This is a genomic window from Lacrimispora struthionigena (assembly GCF_048627165.1).
Classification (GTDB): Bacteria; Bacillota; Clostridia; order Lachnospirales; family Lachnospiraceae; genus Lacrimispora.
The window spans coordinates 3,348,143-3,363,432 of sequence record NZ_JBMBWP010000002.1 but is presented as its reverse complement, the minus strand read 5'-3'; the positions used below and the strand labels follow the sequence as shown (position 1 = coordinate 3,363,432).

Sequence of the window (15,290 nt, the reverse complement as noted above, 5' to 3'; positions counted from 1 at the left end):
ACGCCACGGCGTGCTTCCCTTGGTTTGCTTTCTAATCGTTTAAAAATCCTTTATAGTAACGCACAAGCATCTGGGACTCAATCGCCTTTAATGTCTCCAGCACAACACTGACGATAATGATCAGGGATGTACCACCGAAGGAAAGACGGCTTACACTGAATAAACCGGAAACCATAATCGGAATGATACAGACGATAGTCAGACCGCATGCTCCTATAAATACGATATAGTTTAAAATTGAATTAAGGTAATCACTGGTTGGCTTACCTGGGCGGATACCCGGGATAAAACCACCGGACTTTTTCATATTATTTGCTACTTCAAGGGGATTGAATGTAATTGAAGTATAGAAATATGCAAACACGATGATAAGTGCGATATAAACCACAAGACCAATTGTATATGCCGGTCTTTCGGGTTTAAACCAGTTGGAAGAACTGAGTGCGGCTAAAATATGTCCGCCGATGCTGTCGTAGTTAATCCTGCTTCCCATAAACTGGGAGATCACTACGGGGAATGACATGATGGAAGAAGCGAAAATAACCGGGATAACACCGGCGGTATTTACCTTCAGCGGAATGTTGGTTGCTTGTCCGCCTACCATCTTGCGTCCCTGCATCTTTTTGGAGTACTGCACAGGAATTCTTCTTTCACCATCCTGGAGGATGATGACGAATACAACGATTGCGACAATCACTGCAATAATAATGATCGCTGCAACAGCAGCTACTGCAACTGACTTACCAGACATAAATCTGGTATAAAGTGTAGATGCATCGGAAGGGAAACTGGAAATGATGTTAAATAAAAGGACAATGGAGATACCATTACCCACACCGTTCTCCGTAATACGCTCACCGATCCACATCAGGAGCGCACTACCTGCCGTCATGGTAACTACTGCAATGATAACGCTTAATGCATTATATTCTCTTAACAGTCCCTGGCCTCCGAATCCCATCGCCATAGCGATAGATTCGATTAAGGCCAGAGCAACTGTAACATAGCGGGTGTATTCTGCAATCTTCTTTCTTCCATCCTCACCGTCCTGTTGCATTTCCTCAAGTTTGGGAATTGCAATGGTAAGGAGCTGCATGATAATGGAAGATGTGATGTAGGGGGTAATGCTCAGCGCAAAGACGGACATATTGGTAAAAGAACTACCTGTCACTGCGTTGAAAAATCCAAACGCATCGTTATTATTCTGAGCAAAAAAATCTTTGAAAAAGCTTGTTTCAACTCCTGGAATCGGCAGCTGTGAGCCAATTCTGGTAACCACCAGCATCAGGAACGTATAGATAAGTTTCTTTCTTACGTCCTTGATCTTGAATGCATTACGGAGTGTTTTTAACATATTAGATCACCTCGCAGGTTCCACCTAAAGCCTCGATTTTGGTTTTTGCGCCTTCGCTGAAAGCACCTACCTTTACTGTAAGCTTTTTGGTTAATTCTCCATTTCCAAGGATCTTAACTCCATCACGCGGATTCTTAACGATACCGCTCTCTAATAAAGTCTCAACAGTCACTACTGTACCGTTGTCGAATGCTTCTAAAGCGCCTACATTAATGCCAATGATTTCTTTTGTATTTCTATTTTTAAAGCCTCTCTTCGGAATACGTCTGTATAAAGGCATCTGACCACCTTCGAAACCTGGTCTGGTAGCTCCGGAACGAGCCTTCTGTCCTTTATGACCTTTACCTGCTGTCTTACCGTTACCTGAACCGTGACCGCGGCCTCTTCTGAAGTTATCGCTGTGTTTGGAACCCAACGCAGGCTGTAAATTTGATAAATCCATCGCTTGCACCTCCTTACTGTTTTCTCTTAAATCTCTTCAACTTTTACTAAATGACGCACGTTAGCGATCATACCTCTGACTGCACCATTGTCCGGCATCTCAACTGTTTTGTGAAGCTTCTTTAAGCCTAATGCTAAAACGGTTGCTTTGTGCTTCGGTATAGCGCCGATCGGGGATTTCACCAATGTGATTTTTAATTTATCTGCCATCTTCTTATCCTCCTTAGCCTAAAATCTCTTCAACAGATTTGCCGCGAAGCCTTGCAACTTCCTCAGGAGTCTTTAACTGAGTTAATCCTTGGATTGTAGCTAATACTACATTCGTCTTATTATTAGAACCTAAGGACTTTGTACGGATGTTCTTAATACCTGCAAGCTCTACAACTGCACGGGCAGGACCTCCCGCGATAACTCCTGTACCTTCGGAAGCTCTCTTAAGAAGTACGGAAGCACTTCCAAAGTTTCCAATCAGATCATGAGGAATACTGTTGTTCTCATCAATCGGAACAGAAACCATATTCTTTACTGCAGCCTCTTTTCCTTTACGGATTGCTTCTGGAACTTCTCCGGCTTTGCCAAGACCAGCACCAACATGGCCGTTGCCATCGCCTACGACTACTAAAGCAGAGAATCTCATGGTACGTCCACCCTTAACGGTTTTAGATACACGTTTGATAGCAACCACCTTGTCGTTTAATTCTAACTGATTTGCATCAATATTTGTATGTTTCACGCTGTGTTCTCCTCTCTACTAGAATTCCAGACCAGCTTCTCTGGCTGCGTCTGCTAATGCCTGAATCTTACCCTGATATATAAATCCGCCTCTGTCAAAGACAACTTCTTTAATACCTTTTTCAATTGCTCTCTTTGCAACTACGGTACCGATATATGCTGCAGCATCAACGTTGTTAGTTTTCTCTAATTCTGCCTTTACTTCTTTTTCTACTGAAGAAGCAGCAACTAAAGTTTTACCAACTGTATCGTCAATAATTTGAGCATACATATGATTATTACTTCTAAACACAGCTAAACGTGGTCTCTCTGCAGTACCTGCAAGACGATTACGTAATCTGTTGTGCTTCTTAACGCGGATTTCGCTTTTTGACTGTTTGCTAACCATCTTTACACTCTCCTTAATTATTTCTTACCAGTCTTACCAACTTTACGTCTGATCACTTCATCAGCATACTTGATTCCCTTGCCCTTATACGGCTCAGGTCTTCTCTTATCTCTGATTTCAGCAGCGTACTGGCCAACTTTTTCTTTATCAATACCTCTAACGAAGATAATGTTCTGACCTTCCATGGTAGCTTCAATACCTTCTGGATCTTCCATTTCTACCGGATGAGAATAGCCAAGGGAAAGAACAAGCTTATTACCCTGCTTCTGAGCTCTGTAACCAACACCGTTGATTTCAAGCTTTTTCTCATATCCTGCAGTAACACCAACGATCATGTTGTTGACTAAGGTTCTTGTAAGACCGTGTAAAGATTTCATCTTCTTTAAATCGTTTGGTCTTGTTACAACGATATGACCATCTTCTTCTTTGATTGTCATCTCTGTAGGTAATACTCTCTCAAGAGTTCCCTTAGGACCTTTTACAGTCACTTTATTATTTTCTGCAATTTCAACAGTTACTCCTGCTGGAATAGCGATAGGCATTCTTCCTATACGTGACATGCCGTCTACCTCCTTAAATTTTCGGAGGGAATCTATGCGTTCCCTCTGTTTTCAGATGCATTGAGCACTTGGCGTCTGTTTTTTAGACGCTTATGTGCGAAAGCACTCCTCGACACTTAGCGAGGTTTTCCACGAGCTTAGTGACGATGGAGTTTCCTCTTTGTTAATTACCAAACAAATGCAAGTACTTCTCCGCCAACATTCATGGAACGTGCTTCCTTATCGGTAATTACGCCCTGGTTTGTGGAAATGATTGCAGTTCCGAGACCGCCCAGTACTCTTGGCATTTCTTCCTTGCTTGCATATACACGTAAGCCAGGTTTGGAAATTCTCTTGATGCCTGTGATGATTTTTTCGTTCTTATCTTTACCGTATTTTAATGTGATCCGGATTGTCTGGAACGCACCGTCTTCTACGATATCATATTTCTTAATGTATCCCTCTTTAACAAGGATATCAGCAATAGCTAATTTCATCTTGGATGAAGGTACATCTACTGTATCATGTTTTGCAGTATTTGCATTACGGATTCTTGTAAGCATATCTGCGATTGGATCGCTCATTGTCATTTTGAAATTGCCTCCTTCCTTATTTTACCAGCTTGCTTTTTTAACGCCTGGGATCTGACCCTTATATGCTAATTCACGGAAGCAGATTCTGCAGATTCCGTATTTTCTTAAATAAGCATGCGGACGACCGCAGATTCTGCAACGATTGTATTCTCTTGTGGAGAATTTAGCAGGTCTCTGCTGTTTGATCTTCATTGAAGTCTTAGCCATGGATTATTTCCTCCTACTATTTTGCAAATGGCATGTTGAATAATGTCAAAAGTTCACGGGCTTCTTCGTCTGTCTTAGCGGTAGTAACAAAAATAATGTCCATACCTCTTACCTTGTCAACTTTATCGTATTCAATTTCCGGGAAAATAAGCTGCTCTTTGATACCAAGTGCATAGTTTCCTCTGCCATCAAATGCGTTAGGATTTACACCTCTAAAGTCACGTACACGTGGAAGTGCAAGGTTGATCAGACGATCAGCGAACTCATACATTCTCTGTCCACGTAAAGTTACTTTACATCCGATTGGCATACCTTCTCTGAGTTTAAAGTTAGCAACTGATTTTTTAGCTTTTGTTAAAACTGCCTTCTGACCGGAGATGATTTCTAAATCTCTTACTGCAGAGTCTAAAATCTTGGCATTTTCCTTTGCTTCACCAATACCCATATTGATGACAATCTTGTCTAACTTCGGTACTTCCATGATGTTCTTATATCCAAATTTCTTGATCATAGCTTCTACGATCTCTGACTGGTACGTATCTCTTAATCTAGCCAATTTTTATTCCTCCTCTCCGACTTAATCAATTACTTTTCCGGTTGCTTTTGCAACACGAACTTTTTTGCCGTCTTTTACTTCAAAGCCGACTCTGGTTGCTTTTCCATCAACAACAAGCATTACATTGGAGATATCAAGTGCAGCTTCTTTCTGTACGATACCGCCCTGTGGGTTTCCAGCACCTGGTTTCACATGCTTTGTGATCATGTTAACGCCTTCTACTACCACTCTGTTATTCTTCGTATCTACATGAAGAACTTTACCCTGTTTGTCTCTATCTTTTCCTGCAATAACCTTTACAAGGTCATCTCTTTTAATTTTATGCACAGTCCGACACCTCCTTATAATACTTCTGGAGCTAAGGAAACAATTTTCATGAACTGCTTCTCTCTTAACTCTCTGGCAACCGGCCCAAAGATACGAGTTCCCTTTGGAGTCTTGTCATCTTTGATAATTACGGCAGCATTCTCATCGAACTTGATATATGAACCGTCTTTACGGCGTGCGCCCTTTACAGAACGTACAACAACGGCTTTCACAACGTCGCCCTTCTTAACAACACCGCCAGGTGTTGCATCTTTTACGCTGGCAACGATAACATCACCAATATTAGCATATCTTCTTGTAGATCCGCCCATAACACGGATACAAAGAAGTTCTTTTGCACCGGTATTGTCGGCAACCCTTAATCTGGTTTCCTGCTGAATCATGCCTGTTACTCCTTCCTGGAAATAAATTATTTCGCTCTTTCGATAATTTCCACAAGTCTCCATCTCTTGTCTTTGGACAGCGGTCTTGTTTCCATAACTTTTACTGTATCGCCCATGTTGCAGTCATTCTTCTCATCATGTGCTTTTAATTTATACGTTCTTTTTACGATCTTGCCGTATAAAGGATGTTCTACATGGTCTTCAATCGCTACAACAATGGTCTTATCCATCTTGTTGCTAACAACCTTACCAGTACGGGTTTTTCTAAGATTTCTTTCCACGTTCTGTATTCTCCTTTCGAGTTTTGGCCTTCCAGGGCCACAATCTATAAGTTAACACACACTCGTGTGTGTCATGCTTTTTTTAATAAGCTGCAACTTAAGCTAATTTAGCCTTCTCAGTTATAACAGTCTGAATTCTGGCAATGTTTTTGCGAACCTCTTTGATACGGCTTGTGTTATCAAGCTGGTTGGTTGCATTCTGGAATCTTAAGTTGAAAAGTTCTTTCTTTGCAGCTACTAATTCTACATTCAGCTCGGCAACTGATTTTCCTTTTAATTCTTCAACATATTTATTCATTTTCACTGTCATTCACCGCCTTCTAAATCTGCTTTAGCAGCAATTTTACATCTGCATGGTAATTTGTGCATAGCAAGACGTAAAGCTTCACGTGCTGTTTCTTCAGGTACTCCAGCGATTTCGAATAATACACGACCTGGTTTTACTACTGCTACCCAGTATTCCAGAGCGCCCTTACCGGAACCCATTCGGGTTTCTGCTGGCTTTGCTGTTACAGGCTTATCCGGGAAAATCTTGATCCAGACTTTACCGCCACGCTTGATATAACGGGTCATGGCAACACGGGCTGCCTCGATCTGATTTGATTTGATCCAACATGGGTCTAAAGCGACTAAACCGAATTCACCACTGCTGATTGTATTGCCTCTTAAAGCTTTACCAGCCATGCTACCACGGAACTGTTTACGACGCTTAACTCTCTTAGGCATTAACATTATTTATCGCTCCCTTCCCTTTTAGCTTTAGTTGGAAGTACTTCGCCGTTATAGATCCATACCTTAACTCCGATCTTACCGAAGGTAGTATCTGCCTCTGCGAAGCCATAGTCAATATCTGCTCTGAGTGTCTGTAACGGAATAGTTCCTTCGCTGTAGAACTCAGTACGAGCCATATCAGCGCCGCCAAGACGTCCTGCAACTGCAGTCTTGATTCCTTTGATACCTGACTTCATGGAACGTCCCATGGTAGACTTCATAGCACGACGGAAGGATACACGATTCTCTAACTGCTGTGCGATGGACTCAGCAACTAACTGAGCGTCTTTGTCTGGTCTTTTGATTTCTTTAATATCAACAAATAATTTTTTATCTGTAAGCTTCTGAACTTCTGCTTTGATTTTTTCAATCTCAGATCCACCCTTACCGATTACTACACCTGGTTTTGCTGTGTGGATAACAACTTTAACGCGGTCAGATGCACGTTCAATTTCAATATTAGAAATGCCGGCGCTGTATAATTTCTTCTTCAGGAATTTTCTGATCGCATAATCTTCTACTAAGTTGTCTGCGAAATCAGCTTCAGCATACCATTTTGAGTCCCAGTCTTTAATAACACCGACTCTTAAGCCGTGTGGATTAACTTTCTGTCCCATTATTTGCCTCCTTATCTTTCATTAAGCACGATGGTGATGTGGCTCATTCTCTTTTCGATTCTGTAAGCGCGGCCCTGTGCTCTTGGTTTTACTCTCTTCATTGTCGGTCCCTTGTTTGCAAAACACTCTTCAACATAAAGTTTTGCCGGGTCCATACCGTTATTGTTCTCAGCATTTGCGATCGCTGATTTTAATAACTTCTCTATTAAAGTAGAAGCATATCTGGGATTGTAAGTTACAATACCAAGTGCTGAAACAGCATCTTTGCCTCTGATGGCATCTAATACAAAGCATGCCTTCTGAACTGAAACCCTAGCATAGGATAACTTTGCTGACGGTCTTGTGTCCTTCTGGGCATTTCTTTCTCTCTTAATCTGGCTTCTATGTCCCTTAGCCATTGGTGAATCCTCCTTTCAACTTTAACGCCCTTTGGGAATCCTTAAATAAGAATACCCGGAGGGTGTCTGCTTCTCTATTACTTACGACCTGATTTCTTCTCGTCTTTTCCATGTCCTCTGTAAGTTCTGGTAGCAACGAATTCACCCAGTTTATGTCCAACCATATCCTCTGTAACATATACCGGAACGTGTTTTCTGCCATCATGAACTGCAATTGTATGTCCAACCATCTGCGGGAAGATTGTAGAACGGCGAGACCAAGTCTTAATTACCTGCTTTTGTCCTGCTGCGTTCATAGCATCTACTTTTTTCAGTAAATGAGCATCTGCAAATGGTCCTTTTTTAAGTGAGCGAGCCATAGGTTCTAACCTCCTTCATTTATTTAACGGTCTTTCCATCTCTTCTTCTAACGATTAATCTGTTAGACTGCTTGTTTTTCTTTCTGGTCTTTAAGCCAAGTGCTGGTTTGCCCCATGGTGTAGATGGACCTGGACGGCCGATACCAGTCTTACCTTCACCACCACCGTGTGGATGGTCATTCGGGTTCATAACGGAACCGCGAACTGTAGGACGGAATCCCATGTGACGTTTTCTACCAGCTTTACCGATATTGATCAGGTTATGATCGCCATTACCTACAACACCGATGGTAGCTCTGCAGTTGATTGGAACCATTCTCATTTCGCCGGAAGGTAAACGAAGAGTTGCATATTTTCCTTCTTTTGCCATTAACTGTGCGCTGTTACCAGCAGAACGAACCAGCTGTCCGCCTTTTCCTGGGTAAAGCTCAATGTTATGAACCTGAGCACCAACCGGGATTTTGCTTAATGGAAGGCAGTTACCTACTCTTGCTTCTGCAGTCTCACCGCTCATAACAGTCATTCCGTCTGTTAAACCAGCTGGAGCAAGGATATAAGCCTTTGTTCCGTCTACATAGCTGATCAGTGCGATATTAGCAGTTCTGTTCGGATCGTATTCAACACCGATTACAGTTGCTGCAATGCCGTCCTTGCTGTTTCTCTTGAAGTCAATGATTCTATATTTTCTTTTAACGCCGCCTCCGCGATGTCTAACAGTAATTTTACCCTGGTTATTACGGCCGGCTGTTTTCTTAATAGTTTTGCTGATTAAGGATTTCTCAGGAGTTGACTTGGTGATTTCGCTGAAATCAGATCCGGTCATTTGTCTTCTGGAAGGGGTATATGGGTTATACTTTTTGATTCCCATTTTGTTTCTCCTTTCTGCTTTTTTGTCCACGCTTTTTGGACATCAAGGTATACCAGCATGGTGTTTCAACGCCACCTGGCGTATCTTGTTTATTGTGATATAATGTTCATCACTAAGGTAACTGAAAATCGTTGACGCCGGGCCCGAATGAGTTCATGCCAAGCGTTCCGATCTTACAGTCCTTCGAAAATCTCGATATCTTTGCTGTCAGCTGTTAACTGAACAATAGCTTTCTTAGTCTTAGATGTCTTACCGAAGGTTGTTCCTCTTCTTTTGGTCTTTCCATCTAAATTCATGGTGTTCACGCTGGCTACCTTGGTGCCTGGGAACATCTTTTCAACAGCTTCCTTGATCATCGTCTTATTCGCATCTGTGTGCACTAAAAATGTGTACTTTTTAGAAGCCATAGCGTTCATGCTCTTCTCAGTTACGATTGGTTTCTGAATCACGTCGTAATATTTAATATCTGCCATTATGCGTACACCTCCTCGATTGCTGCAACAGCAGTCTTGGTAGCAACAACTGTGTTATACTTTAAGATATCGTATACATTGATTGTGTTAACAAAAGCAGTCTTAACAGCAGCGATGTTTCTTGCGCTCATTACTGTGTTAGCGCTGTCATCTCCAACAACTACAAGAGCTTTGGATAACTTTAAGTTGTCTAATACAGCCTGGAACTTCTTTGTCTTGATTTCATCAAACTTTAACTCATCAACAACGATGAACTTATTCTCGTTCACTCTGCTGGTCAGTGCGGATTTCAGAGCAAGTCTTCTTTCCTTCTTGTTCAGTTTGATTGTATAATCTCTTGGTGTTGGTGCGAATACAACTCCGCCGCCTGTCCACTGAGGAGATCTTGTTGAACCCTGTCTGGCATGACCGGTTCCTTTCTGTTTCCACGGTTTTCTACCGCCGCCGGATACTTCAGCGCGTGTTTTTGCCTTCTGTGTTCCCTGGCGCTTATTTGCAAGCTGGCTTACGACTGCCATGTGTACAAGGTGTTCATTTACTTCAACACCAAACACTGCATCGCTTAACTCTAATGTGCCAACTTCTTTACCTTCCATATTGTAAACAGATACGTTTGCCATCTGTGTAATCCTCCTTTCTTATAAAAGCATTAATTAGCTGCTTTTACTGTTTCCTTGATTGTTACGAGAGACTTCTTAGGTCCTGGTACAGCACCCTTAACCAGAATCAGGTTGTTTTCAACATCAACCTTAACGATTTCGAGGTTCTGGATTGTAATCTTCTTATTACCCATCTGGCCAGGCATCTTCTTGCCTTTAAATACCTTACTTGGATCAGAAGCAGCACCATTGGAACCAGCATGACGATGGAACTTGGAACCGTGAGCCATAGGTCCTCTGGACTGTCCGTGTCTCTTGATAGCACCCTGGAAACCTTTACCTTTGGAGATTGCGGTTGCATCAATCTTATCGCCTGCAGCAAAGATATCAGCTTTGATTTCGTCTTTTACAGAATACTCGGAAGCATTCTCTAATCTAAATTCTCTTACAAATCTCTTGTAAGATACTCCAGCCTTATTAAAATGGCCTTTTAATGGTTTGCTGACCAGTTTTTCTCTCTTGTCAACATAGCCAACCTGTACTGCACTGTAACCATCATTCTCAACTGTTTTAACCTGTGTTACTACACAAGGACCAGCCTGAAGAACTGTTACTGGAGTTAATACTCCGTTTTCATTGAAGATCTGTGTCATTCCGACTTTGGTAGCTAAAATACCCTTCTTCATGTTTTTACCTCCTGGTTATTAATTCTACAGCGGATTGCTTTCGCAATCATCCTAGAACAGTCCAATATACGTGGAACACTATGACTCCCGCGGCCGACGTATCCGTAATTGCTTACGTTTCGTTCCCGCCCATGGAGATGTTGATTCCTTAGAGGAAAAGTGTTGCTTCTATATTAAAACCCTTCAGGACATTACCTAAATTGTTTCTTTCGATGAAGATTATTTATTCTTCATCTTGATATCGATATACACCCCTGCCGGCATTTCCAGTCTGGATAATGCATCAACAGTTTTTTGGCTTGGTGTAATGATATCGATGAGTCTCTTATGGGTTCTCTGCTCGAACTGCTCTCTGGAATCTTTGTACTTGTGAACCGCTCTTAAGATAGTTACCACTTCCTTCTTGGTTGGTAACGGCACCGGTCCGCTCACTTTTGATCCTGTCTTTTTTACAGTGTCGATAATCTTGCCCGCAGACTGATCAACTAACTGATGATCATACGCCTTTAATGTGATTCTCATTACTTGACTTGCCATAAAAAAAGTCGCCTCCTTTTCGCACTTAGTAGAAGTACGACAAGCGGTGACTGTACACGTTCCCGTGTGTGTCATCAATGACCCACACTGACCATCCGTTTGAAACAAACAGAATTTTAAATTGTACAGTGACTTGTCGCCAGTTTCCTAACTTGACATTCGCTCCACGGAAAACCTGCTTTTCAGCAGCAACCTCACGCTTCACAGCTATCATGCCACAACTTTAACAGAATACCATATTTTCCATGGTAATGCAAGTACTTTTTTCAAAAAAAACGCAAAATCTTTTTTTCTCAGATTCTGCGCTTTTTTATAGGATTTTTCTACTTCCAGACTGGTTCCGAGGGTTCTTTCCCTTCATTCCCAGAGGGGTTCTCCTCATCTACTTTTAACAGGGTTCCATTGCTTCCTGTCTTATATTTCACACCATCTGCACTTTTTACCGTTGTACTCTTGGACACCTTGCCTGATGTACTCACAACATATGTAGTTCTGGTACTTCCTGTAGGAATGGAGATAGGCTCATATTTATTGCCTTCGTCTGCACACTGAAGTTTTCCCATATAATAGAGATAGCCATCCTTAACGCCGGTATACCCTCTTCCGCTGTCACTGAAGTAATAGGTACTATCGTTTCCGTCACCTTCTGTTACCTTGACTTTTCCCTTTTGCATGCTGCTGGTTTTCTTATCTCCGAAATAAAAGGCCGTATACTCAGAGCTGCTTCCTATTCTGATCTTCTGAAGTCCATATACAGGAACACCCAGTTCATTAAACAGATATGTCTTATCTTTTATCTTCACCAGGTTGGATGTACTTGCCTCTCCTTCTTTCGGACCGGCTTTTGGAATTCCTGTACTGGAAAAATAAAACCATTCCACGCTTTCTTCATATCCGCTTATATCATGTGGCGGCTCTGTGGAAAACCAGCCTTCCTGCAGCTTTCCATTGGTGTTATAATATTTATAATTCTGAATCTCATATTCTGCATTATCAACTCCGACTTTCTTCCAGCCAGTCTGAAGTGCACCCCTGTCATCGAAGCAGTAAGCAGTACCGTCAATCTTATAAGTGCCATAATCTCCTGAGAAATCCTTTGGTACATACTTTTTACCGTTTTCACTAAAATAGTACCAGTTTTTTCCATCATCCGTATCCCCGGGTGTAACACGGCCTTCGTCGTTGCTGTCCGGCGGATAAAGCTTCTGCCAGCCTGTCTTCATAACTCCGTCTGCTCCGGTATAATACATGTCATCAAGGATCCAGCCGGTCTGCATCTCTCCATTGGAATCAAAGTAGTACCACTTATTGTCGATTTTAGACCAGTTGTCCATAATCGCTTTCCCACTGCTGCCAAAATAATACCACTTATAATCACTGCTTCCGGAATCCTTGAACTTCATCCATTTATCCGTTACGAGAATTCCGTTGGAATCCATATAATAAGTGTTCTCAACCCAGGTGTTGACTGCCATCTCACCATTGCTGTTTAAATATCTCCACAAATTATCCGCACCCTTTTTCCAGGTGTTGCTTACTTTGCCGCCGCTTGAATCATAATACACCCAGGTACTTCCCGCCTGTGCCCACCCCTCGGCCGCCCAGGCGTCCAAAGATGAAGCTCCGACTGCCAGCATGGCAGCTGCTGCCAGTACAATGAGACCTTTTCTTTTCATATCTTCACTCCTTACAGGGATTTCCTTTTTTACTATAATTTATTTTAACAATTAATCTCAGATTATTCAACTGTTTTAATCTTTCAATTCTATTACAAAATTATTGCTGTATTTAAATTACCTTAAAAGGGCAGAAACAGGCAGTGGCGGCGTAGATAATAACTAACCACTCCGTCACTGCCTGTTTACCTGATCTATTTAAAATGTTGTCTATCTGCAGCAGTTATTTCTTCTGCAGCAATTATTGCACCTTCTGCAGGACCCGCACCTTCTGCAGCAGCCCGAACAGTTATTGCAGCATCTGTTACATCCGTTACTGCAGATCCAGCCGCAGCCGTTACAGCCCCGCCAGTTACACCAGCAATTGCATCCACAGCAACCGAAAGAAAAACCCATCCGGAAACAGCCCATAAGTCTTACACCTCTTTATTTAACATTATACTATAATATATAGAACCAGCAGACAAGGTGTGAATCACCTTGACGCTAAAAGCTCCATCCAGTATAATCATAGAATCATAAAGATAAAATAATTGTATTTATATAGAAAGAAAGGCGGCATCAAGTATGTGGATTGCAGACGGCTGGAAAGATTATGAAGTGATAGATTGTTCTGAGGGGGAAAAATTAGAACGGTGGGGCAACTACCTTCTGGTTCGTCCTGACCCTCAGGTCATCTGGTCTACCCCGAAGAAAGAAACCGGCTGGACAAAAATGAACGGCCATTATCACCGCAGTGCAAAAGGCGGCGGGGAATGGGAATTCTTTCATCTGCCGGAACAGTGGACCATCAGCTATAAGGAATTAACCTTTCAGTTAAAGCCCTTCAGCTTTAAACATACTGGACTTTTTCCGGAGCAGGCTGCAAACTGGGACTGGTTCGGTGATAAGATAAAGAAGGCTGGACGACCGGTTAAAGTGCTGAATTTATTTGCTTACACAGGCGGAGCAACTCTGGCTGCTGCTCAGGCAGGAGCTCAGGTTACCCATGTTGACGCTTCTAAAGGCATGGTGGGCTGGGCCAAGGAAAATGCCCGCTCATCAGGACTTGAATCAGCCTCCATCCGGTGGATTGTGGATGATTGTGTGAAGTTTGTAGAACGTGAAATCAGAAGAGGCAACCATTACGATGCCATTATTATGGATCCTCCCTCTTATGGCAGAGGACCAAAAGGGGAGATCTGGAAGATCGAAGATTCCATTTATCCCTTCGTAAAGCTTTGTTCCCAGCTCTTATCCGACACCCCGTTATTCTTCCTCATTAACTCCTACACTACAGGACTGGCTCCGTCTGTATTGTCTTATATGATTTCCACGGAGATCACCAGTAAATTCGGCGGAAGTGTTCAGTCTGATGAAGTTGGCCTTCCTGTGAAAAGCTCTGGACTTATTCTTCCATGCGGGGCATCCGGAAGATGGTCTGCTGACCGTGTTTAGGATCGTTTATATCAGCGTCCTCCATTAAGCAGGAACCAGACCTGGGGAAGATATTTTCTTAAAAAGGAACCGACAGCGCAGCTGAAAAGAATACAAAAAACCGGCATAATGATATAAAGACCGAGAGAAATAGCCGGAATAGGCGGGAGCAGCAATGCTCCCGTTTTATTAATTAACCTTACAACGGAAAAATGTGTGGCATACAGAAAGAAATTTTGTTTCATCCAGTTACCGGCTTCTTTCAAATATCTGCCGGGAATCATAAGCCACAGGCTCACAGGCATCAAAAGACGAAAGCATACAGTGGACGCTGCAATTTCCCCTTTCACATTACCGGGAATATCAATGATTACCACCAGGCAGGCAGCAAGAAAGAGAACTGCTCCGGAGGCAATACCCCGACGGCTAAAAGAATTCTCTGCAATCTCTTTCCCATGCAAAGCCGCATATGCCCCAAAAGAATAATAAAACAGGGCATCCAGATTTAAGAAAGGAAGTGCGCCGCCCAGATAAATAGAACCGAGAATTCCTGCCAGTATCAGCCTGCCAACTGTTTTTTTCCTCATGGCAATGTAGATAACCGGAGCCAGAAAAACCAGCAGGATCAACTGGTGCAAGTACCAGAAAACATAATTATAAGAGTAAAAAAGCACTGCCTGAACGGCTTCCGTTCCATTTAAGGGAATTCTCCCTTTACCAATTATGGTAGAGATAAAAGGGATTCTGCTGCCGACGGCATATCCAAGATAATAAAGAGAGTTCCATATAATATAAGGAACTAAAATGCTTCGTATCCTGGAATTCCATTTGACCCGAATCTGCTTCAGTGTAAATCCACGGAAGAATAAATAAGAAGAAATTAAAAAAAATCCGGGAACTGAAATTTGTGCCACTGTTTCTCCCCAGAATCGTTCCAACCAGTCAATCCGGTAGCCTAAACCGGTTTTACCTAAAAATAGAACCGCATTATATGAATGAACCCAAATCACCAGGATACTGAAAAGAAATGTAAACCAGACAATTTTATTACGAAAATATTTTTCTTCCATTGGGTCCTCCTCATAAAGC

The 15,290-nt window shown here is 42.3% G+C and carries 26 protein-coding genes; 1 reads left to right on the top strand and 25 read right to left on the bottom strand.

The features are described from left to right. Window positions 1–31 precede the first annotated feature (31 nt). The 24 genes from secY to ACOAOT_RS24770 form a co-directional block, all read right to left on the bottom strand. Entirely contained in the window at window positions 32–1,354 is a 1,323-nt protein-coding gene (secY, locus tag ACOAOT_RS24885) for a preprotein translocase subunit SecY (RefSeq protein ID WP_420219379.1), read from the bottom strand. Between the two features lies 1 nt (window position 1,355). Then, window positions 1,356–1,796 carry a 50S ribosomal protein L15 gene (gene rplO / locus ACOAOT_RS24880; protein WP_104439443.1) on the bottom strand — a complete coding sequence of 147 codons (441 nt, stop codon included), beginning with the start codon at window positions 1,794–1,796 and terminating at the stop codon, window positions 1,356–1,358. A 26-nt stretch (window positions 1,797–1,822) separates the two neighbouring features. Continuing rightward, entirely contained in the window at window positions 1,823–2,005 is a 183-nt protein-coding gene (rpmD, locus tag ACOAOT_RS24875; RefSeq protein WP_277405900.1) for a 50S ribosomal protein L30, read from the bottom strand. A gap of 13 nt (window positions 2,006–2,018) precedes the next feature. Next, window positions 2,019–2,528 (bottom strand): 30S ribosomal protein S5, encoded by a 510-nt coding sequence (gene rpsE / locus ACOAOT_RS24870; protein ID WP_420219378.1) that lies wholly within the window; start codon window positions 2,526–2,528, stop codon window positions 2,019–2,021. Between the two features lie 18 nt (window positions 2,529–2,546). Beyond that, complete coding sequence (gene rplR, locus ACOAOT_RS24865; protein ID WP_104439446.1) at window positions 2,547–2,915, bottom strand: 50S ribosomal protein L18; 369 nt, start codon at window positions 2,913–2,915, stop codon at window positions 2,547–2,549. 17 nt (window positions 2,916–2,932) lie between these two features. Beyond that, window positions 2,933–3,475 carry a 50S ribosomal protein L6 gene (gene rplF / locus ACOAOT_RS24860; RefSeq protein ID WP_104439447.1) on the bottom strand — a complete coding sequence of 181 codons (543 nt, stop codon included), beginning with the start codon at window positions 3,473–3,475 and terminating at the stop codon, window positions 2,933–2,935. Window positions 3,476–3,642: 167 nt separating this feature from the next. Continuing rightward, a complete protein-coding gene (rpsH, locus tag ACOAOT_RS24855; RefSeq protein ID WP_104439448.1) occupies window positions 3,643–4,044 on the bottom strand; it encodes a 30S ribosomal protein S8 in 402 nt (133 codons plus the stop codon). A gap of 24 nt (window positions 4,045–4,068) precedes the next feature. Continuing rightward, window positions 4,069–4,254 carry a type Z 30S ribosomal protein S14 gene (locus tag ACOAOT_RS24850; protein WP_002566501.1) on the bottom strand — a complete coding sequence of 62 codons (186 nt, stop codon included), beginning with the start codon at window positions 4,252–4,254 and terminating at the stop codon, window positions 4,069–4,071. A gap of 16 nt (window positions 4,255–4,270) precedes the next feature. Next, window positions 4,271–4,810: a 50S ribosomal protein L5 gene (gene rplE, locus ACOAOT_RS24845; RefSeq protein WP_104439449.1), complete on the bottom strand. Its 540-nt coding sequence runs from the start codon at window positions 4,808–4,810 to the stop codon at window positions 4,271–4,273. Between the two features lie 21 nt (window positions 4,811–4,831). Next, entirely contained in the window at window positions 4,832–5,137 is a 306-nt protein-coding gene (rplX, locus tag ACOAOT_RS24840) for a 50S ribosomal protein L24 (protein ID WP_104439450.1), read from the bottom strand. 14 nt (window positions 5,138–5,151) lie between these two features. Next, complete coding sequence (rplN, locus tag ACOAOT_RS24835) at window positions 5,152–5,520, bottom strand: 50S ribosomal protein L14 (RefSeq protein ID WP_104439451.1); 369 nt, start codon at window positions 5,518–5,520, stop codon at window positions 5,152–5,154. Window positions 5,521–5,546: 26 nt separating this feature from the next. After that, the gene (rpsQ, locus tag ACOAOT_RS24830) at window positions 5,547–5,801 is read right to left on the bottom strand and encodes a 30S ribosomal protein S17 (RefSeq protein ID WP_104439452.1); all 255 of its coding nucleotides are present in this window, start codon (window positions 5,799–5,801) and stop codon (window positions 5,547–5,549) included. 97 nt (window positions 5,802–5,898) lie between these two features. Beyond that, entirely contained in the window at window positions 5,899–6,105 is a 207-nt protein-coding gene (gene rpmC / locus ACOAOT_RS24825) for a 50S ribosomal protein L29 (RefSeq protein WP_097002715.1), read from the bottom strand. Between the two features lie 2 nt (window positions 6,106–6,107). Then, a complete protein-coding gene (gene rplP, locus ACOAOT_RS24820; RefSeq protein WP_104439453.1) occupies window positions 6,108–6,533 on the bottom strand; it encodes a 50S ribosomal protein L16 in 426 nt (141 codons plus the stop codon). Further along, the gene (rpsC, locus tag ACOAOT_RS24815) at window positions 6,533–7,189 is read right to left on the bottom strand and encodes a 30S ribosomal protein S3 (protein WP_420219377.1); all 657 of its coding nucleotides are present in this window, start codon (window positions 7,187–7,189) and stop codon (window positions 6,533–6,535) included. The genes rplP and rpsC overlap by 1 nt, the downstream gene beginning before the upstream one ends. A gap of 11 nt (window positions 7,190–7,200) precedes the next feature. Then, window positions 7,201–7,587 (bottom strand): 50S ribosomal protein L22, encoded by a 387-nt coding sequence (rplV, locus tag ACOAOT_RS24810; protein WP_097002540.1) that lies wholly within the window; start codon window positions 7,585–7,587, stop codon window positions 7,201–7,203. Window positions 7,588–7,664: 77 nt separating this feature from the next. Beyond that, window positions 7,665–7,946, bottom strand: a complete 282-nt coding sequence (gene rpsS / locus ACOAOT_RS24805; protein ID WP_024834874.1) for a 30S ribosomal protein S19 — start codon at window positions 7,944–7,946, stop codon at window positions 7,665–7,667. 19 nt (window positions 7,947–7,965) lie between these two features. Then, complete coding sequence (gene rplB / locus ACOAOT_RS24800; RefSeq protein WP_097002542.1) at window positions 7,966–8,814, bottom strand: 50S ribosomal protein L2; 849 nt, start codon at window positions 8,812–8,814, stop codon at window positions 7,966–7,968. Window positions 8,815–8,987: 173 nt separating this feature from the next. Next, a complete protein-coding gene (gene rplW, locus ACOAOT_RS24795) occupies window positions 8,988–9,287 on the bottom strand; it encodes a 50S ribosomal protein L23 (protein WP_104439456.1) in 300 nt (99 codons plus the stop codon). Next, window positions 9,287–9,907 (bottom strand): 50S ribosomal protein L4, encoded by a 621-nt coding sequence (gene rplD / locus ACOAOT_RS24790; RefSeq protein WP_420219376.1) that lies wholly within the window; start codon window positions 9,905–9,907, stop codon window positions 9,287–9,289. The genes rplW and rplD overlap by 1 nt, the downstream gene beginning before the upstream one ends. A gap of 29 nt (window positions 9,908–9,936) precedes the next feature. Next, on the bottom strand, window positions 9,937–10,572 hold the full coding sequence (gene rplC, locus ACOAOT_RS24785; RefSeq protein WP_277405895.1) for a 50S ribosomal protein L3: 636 nt from the start codon (window positions 10,570–10,572) through the stop codon (window positions 9,937–9,939). Between the two features lie 219 nt (window positions 10,573–10,791). Next, window positions 10,792–11,109 (bottom strand): 30S ribosomal protein S10, encoded by a 318-nt coding sequence (rpsJ, locus tag ACOAOT_RS24780; protein WP_013274341.1) that lies wholly within the window; start codon window positions 11,107–11,109, stop codon window positions 10,792–10,794. Window positions 11,110–11,432: 323 nt separating this feature from the next. Continuing rightward, window positions 11,433–12,785: a PspC-like choline-binding domain-containing protein gene (locus ACOAOT_RS24775; protein WP_420219375.1), complete on the bottom strand. Its 1,353-nt coding sequence runs from the start codon at window positions 12,783–12,785 to the stop codon at window positions 11,433–11,435. Between the two features lie 194 nt (window positions 12,786–12,979). Further along, complete coding sequence (locus tag ACOAOT_RS24770; RefSeq protein ID WP_420219374.1) at window positions 12,980–13,159, bottom strand: hypothetical protein; 180 nt, start codon at window positions 13,157–13,159, stop codon at window positions 12,980–12,982. Between the two features lie 193 nt (window positions 13,160–13,352). Here ACOAOT_RS24770 and ACOAOT_RS24765 point away from each other — a divergent pair, with 193 nt between their 5' ends. Next, complete coding sequence (locus tag ACOAOT_RS24765; protein WP_420219373.1) at window positions 13,353–14,222, top strand: class I SAM-dependent methyltransferase; 870 nt, start codon at window positions 13,353–13,355, stop codon at window positions 14,220–14,222. Between the two features lie 11 nt (window positions 14,223–14,233). Here ACOAOT_RS24765 and ACOAOT_RS24760 read toward each other — a convergent pair whose 3' ends face one another. Beyond that, window positions 14,234–15,271, bottom strand: a complete 1,038-nt coding sequence (locus ACOAOT_RS24760; RefSeq protein WP_420219372.1) for an acyltransferase family protein — start codon at window positions 15,269–15,271, stop codon at window positions 14,234–14,236. Between the last annotated feature and the right edge of the window lie 19 nt (window positions 15,272–15,290).

Bases quoted from the DNA above. Each gene is read 5' to 3' on its own strand.
- rplR (WP_104439446.1), bottom strand. From the start codon at position 2,915: ATGGTTAGCAAACAGTCAAAAAGCGAAATCCGCGTTAAGAAGCACAAC.
- secY (WP_420219379.1), bottom strand. From the start codon at position 1,354: ATGTTAAAAACACTCCGTAATGCATTCAAGATCAAGGACGTAAGAAAG.
- ACOAOT_RS24775 (WP_420219375.1), bottom strand. From the start codon at position 12,785: ATGAAAAGAAAAGGTCTCATTGTACTGGCAGCAGCTGCCATGCTGGCA.
- rplW (WP_104439456.1), bottom strand. From the start codon at position 9,287: ATGGCAGATATTAAATATTACGACGTGATTCAGAAACCAATCGTAACT.
- rpsH (WP_104439448.1), bottom strand. From the start codon at position 4,044: ATGACAATGAGCGATCCAATCGCAGATATGCTTACAAGAATCCGTAAT.
- rpsJ (WP_013274341.1), bottom strand. From the start codon at position 11,109: ATGGCAAGTCAAGTAATGAGAATCACATTAAAGGCGTATGATCATCAG.
- rpsS (WP_024834874.1), bottom strand. From the start codon at position 7,946: ATGGCTCGCTCACTTAAAAAAGGACCATTTGCAGATGCTCATTTACTG.
- rplO (WP_104439443.1), bottom strand. From the start codon at position 1,796: ATGGATTTATCAAATTTACAGCCTGCGTTGGGTTCCAAACACAGCGAT.
- rpmD (WP_277405900.1), bottom strand. From the start codon at position 2,005: ATGGCAGATAAATTAAAAATCACATTGGTGAAATCCCCGATCGGCGCT.
- rpsC (WP_420219377.1), bottom strand. From the start codon at position 7,189: ATGGGACAGAAAGTTAATCCACACGGCTTAAGAGTCGGTGTTATTAAA.
- ACOAOT_RS24765 (WP_420219373.1), top strand. From the start codon at position 13,353: ATGTGGATTGCAGACGGCTGGAAAGATTATGAAGTGATAGATTGTTCT.
- rplF (WP_104439447.1), bottom strand. From the start codon at position 3,475: ATGTCACGTATAGGAAGAATGCCTATCGCTATTCCAGCAGGAGTAACT.
- rplD (WP_420219376.1), bottom strand. From the start codon at position 9,907: ATGGCAAACGTATCTGTTTACAATATGGAAGGTAAAGAAGTTGGCACA.
- ACOAOT_RS24850 (WP_002566501.1), bottom strand. From the start codon at position 4,254: ATGGCTAAGACTTCAATGAAGATCAAACAGCAGAGACCTGCTAAATTC.
- rplN (WP_104439451.1), bottom strand. From the start codon at position 5,520: ATGATTCAGCAGGAAACCAGATTAAGGGTTGCCGACAATACCGGTGCA.
- rplC (WP_277405895.1), bottom strand. From the start codon at position 10,572: ATGAAGAAGGGTATTTTAGCTACCAAAGTCGGAATGACACAGATCTTC.
- ACOAOT_RS24760 (WP_420219372.1), bottom strand. From the start codon at position 15,271: ATGGAAGAAAAATATTTTCGTAATAAAATTGTCTGGTTTACATTTCTT.
- rplV (WP_097002540.1), bottom strand. From the start codon at position 7,587: ATGGCTAAGGGACATAGAAGCCAGATTAAGAGAGAAAGAAATGCCCAG.
- rplP (WP_104439453.1), bottom strand. From the start codon at position 6,533: ATGTTAATGCCTAAGAGAGTTAAGCGTCGTAAACAGTTCCGTGGTAGC.
- rplB (WP_097002542.1), bottom strand. From the start codon at position 8,814: ATGGGAATCAAAAAGTATAACCCATATACCCCTTCCAGAAGACAAATG.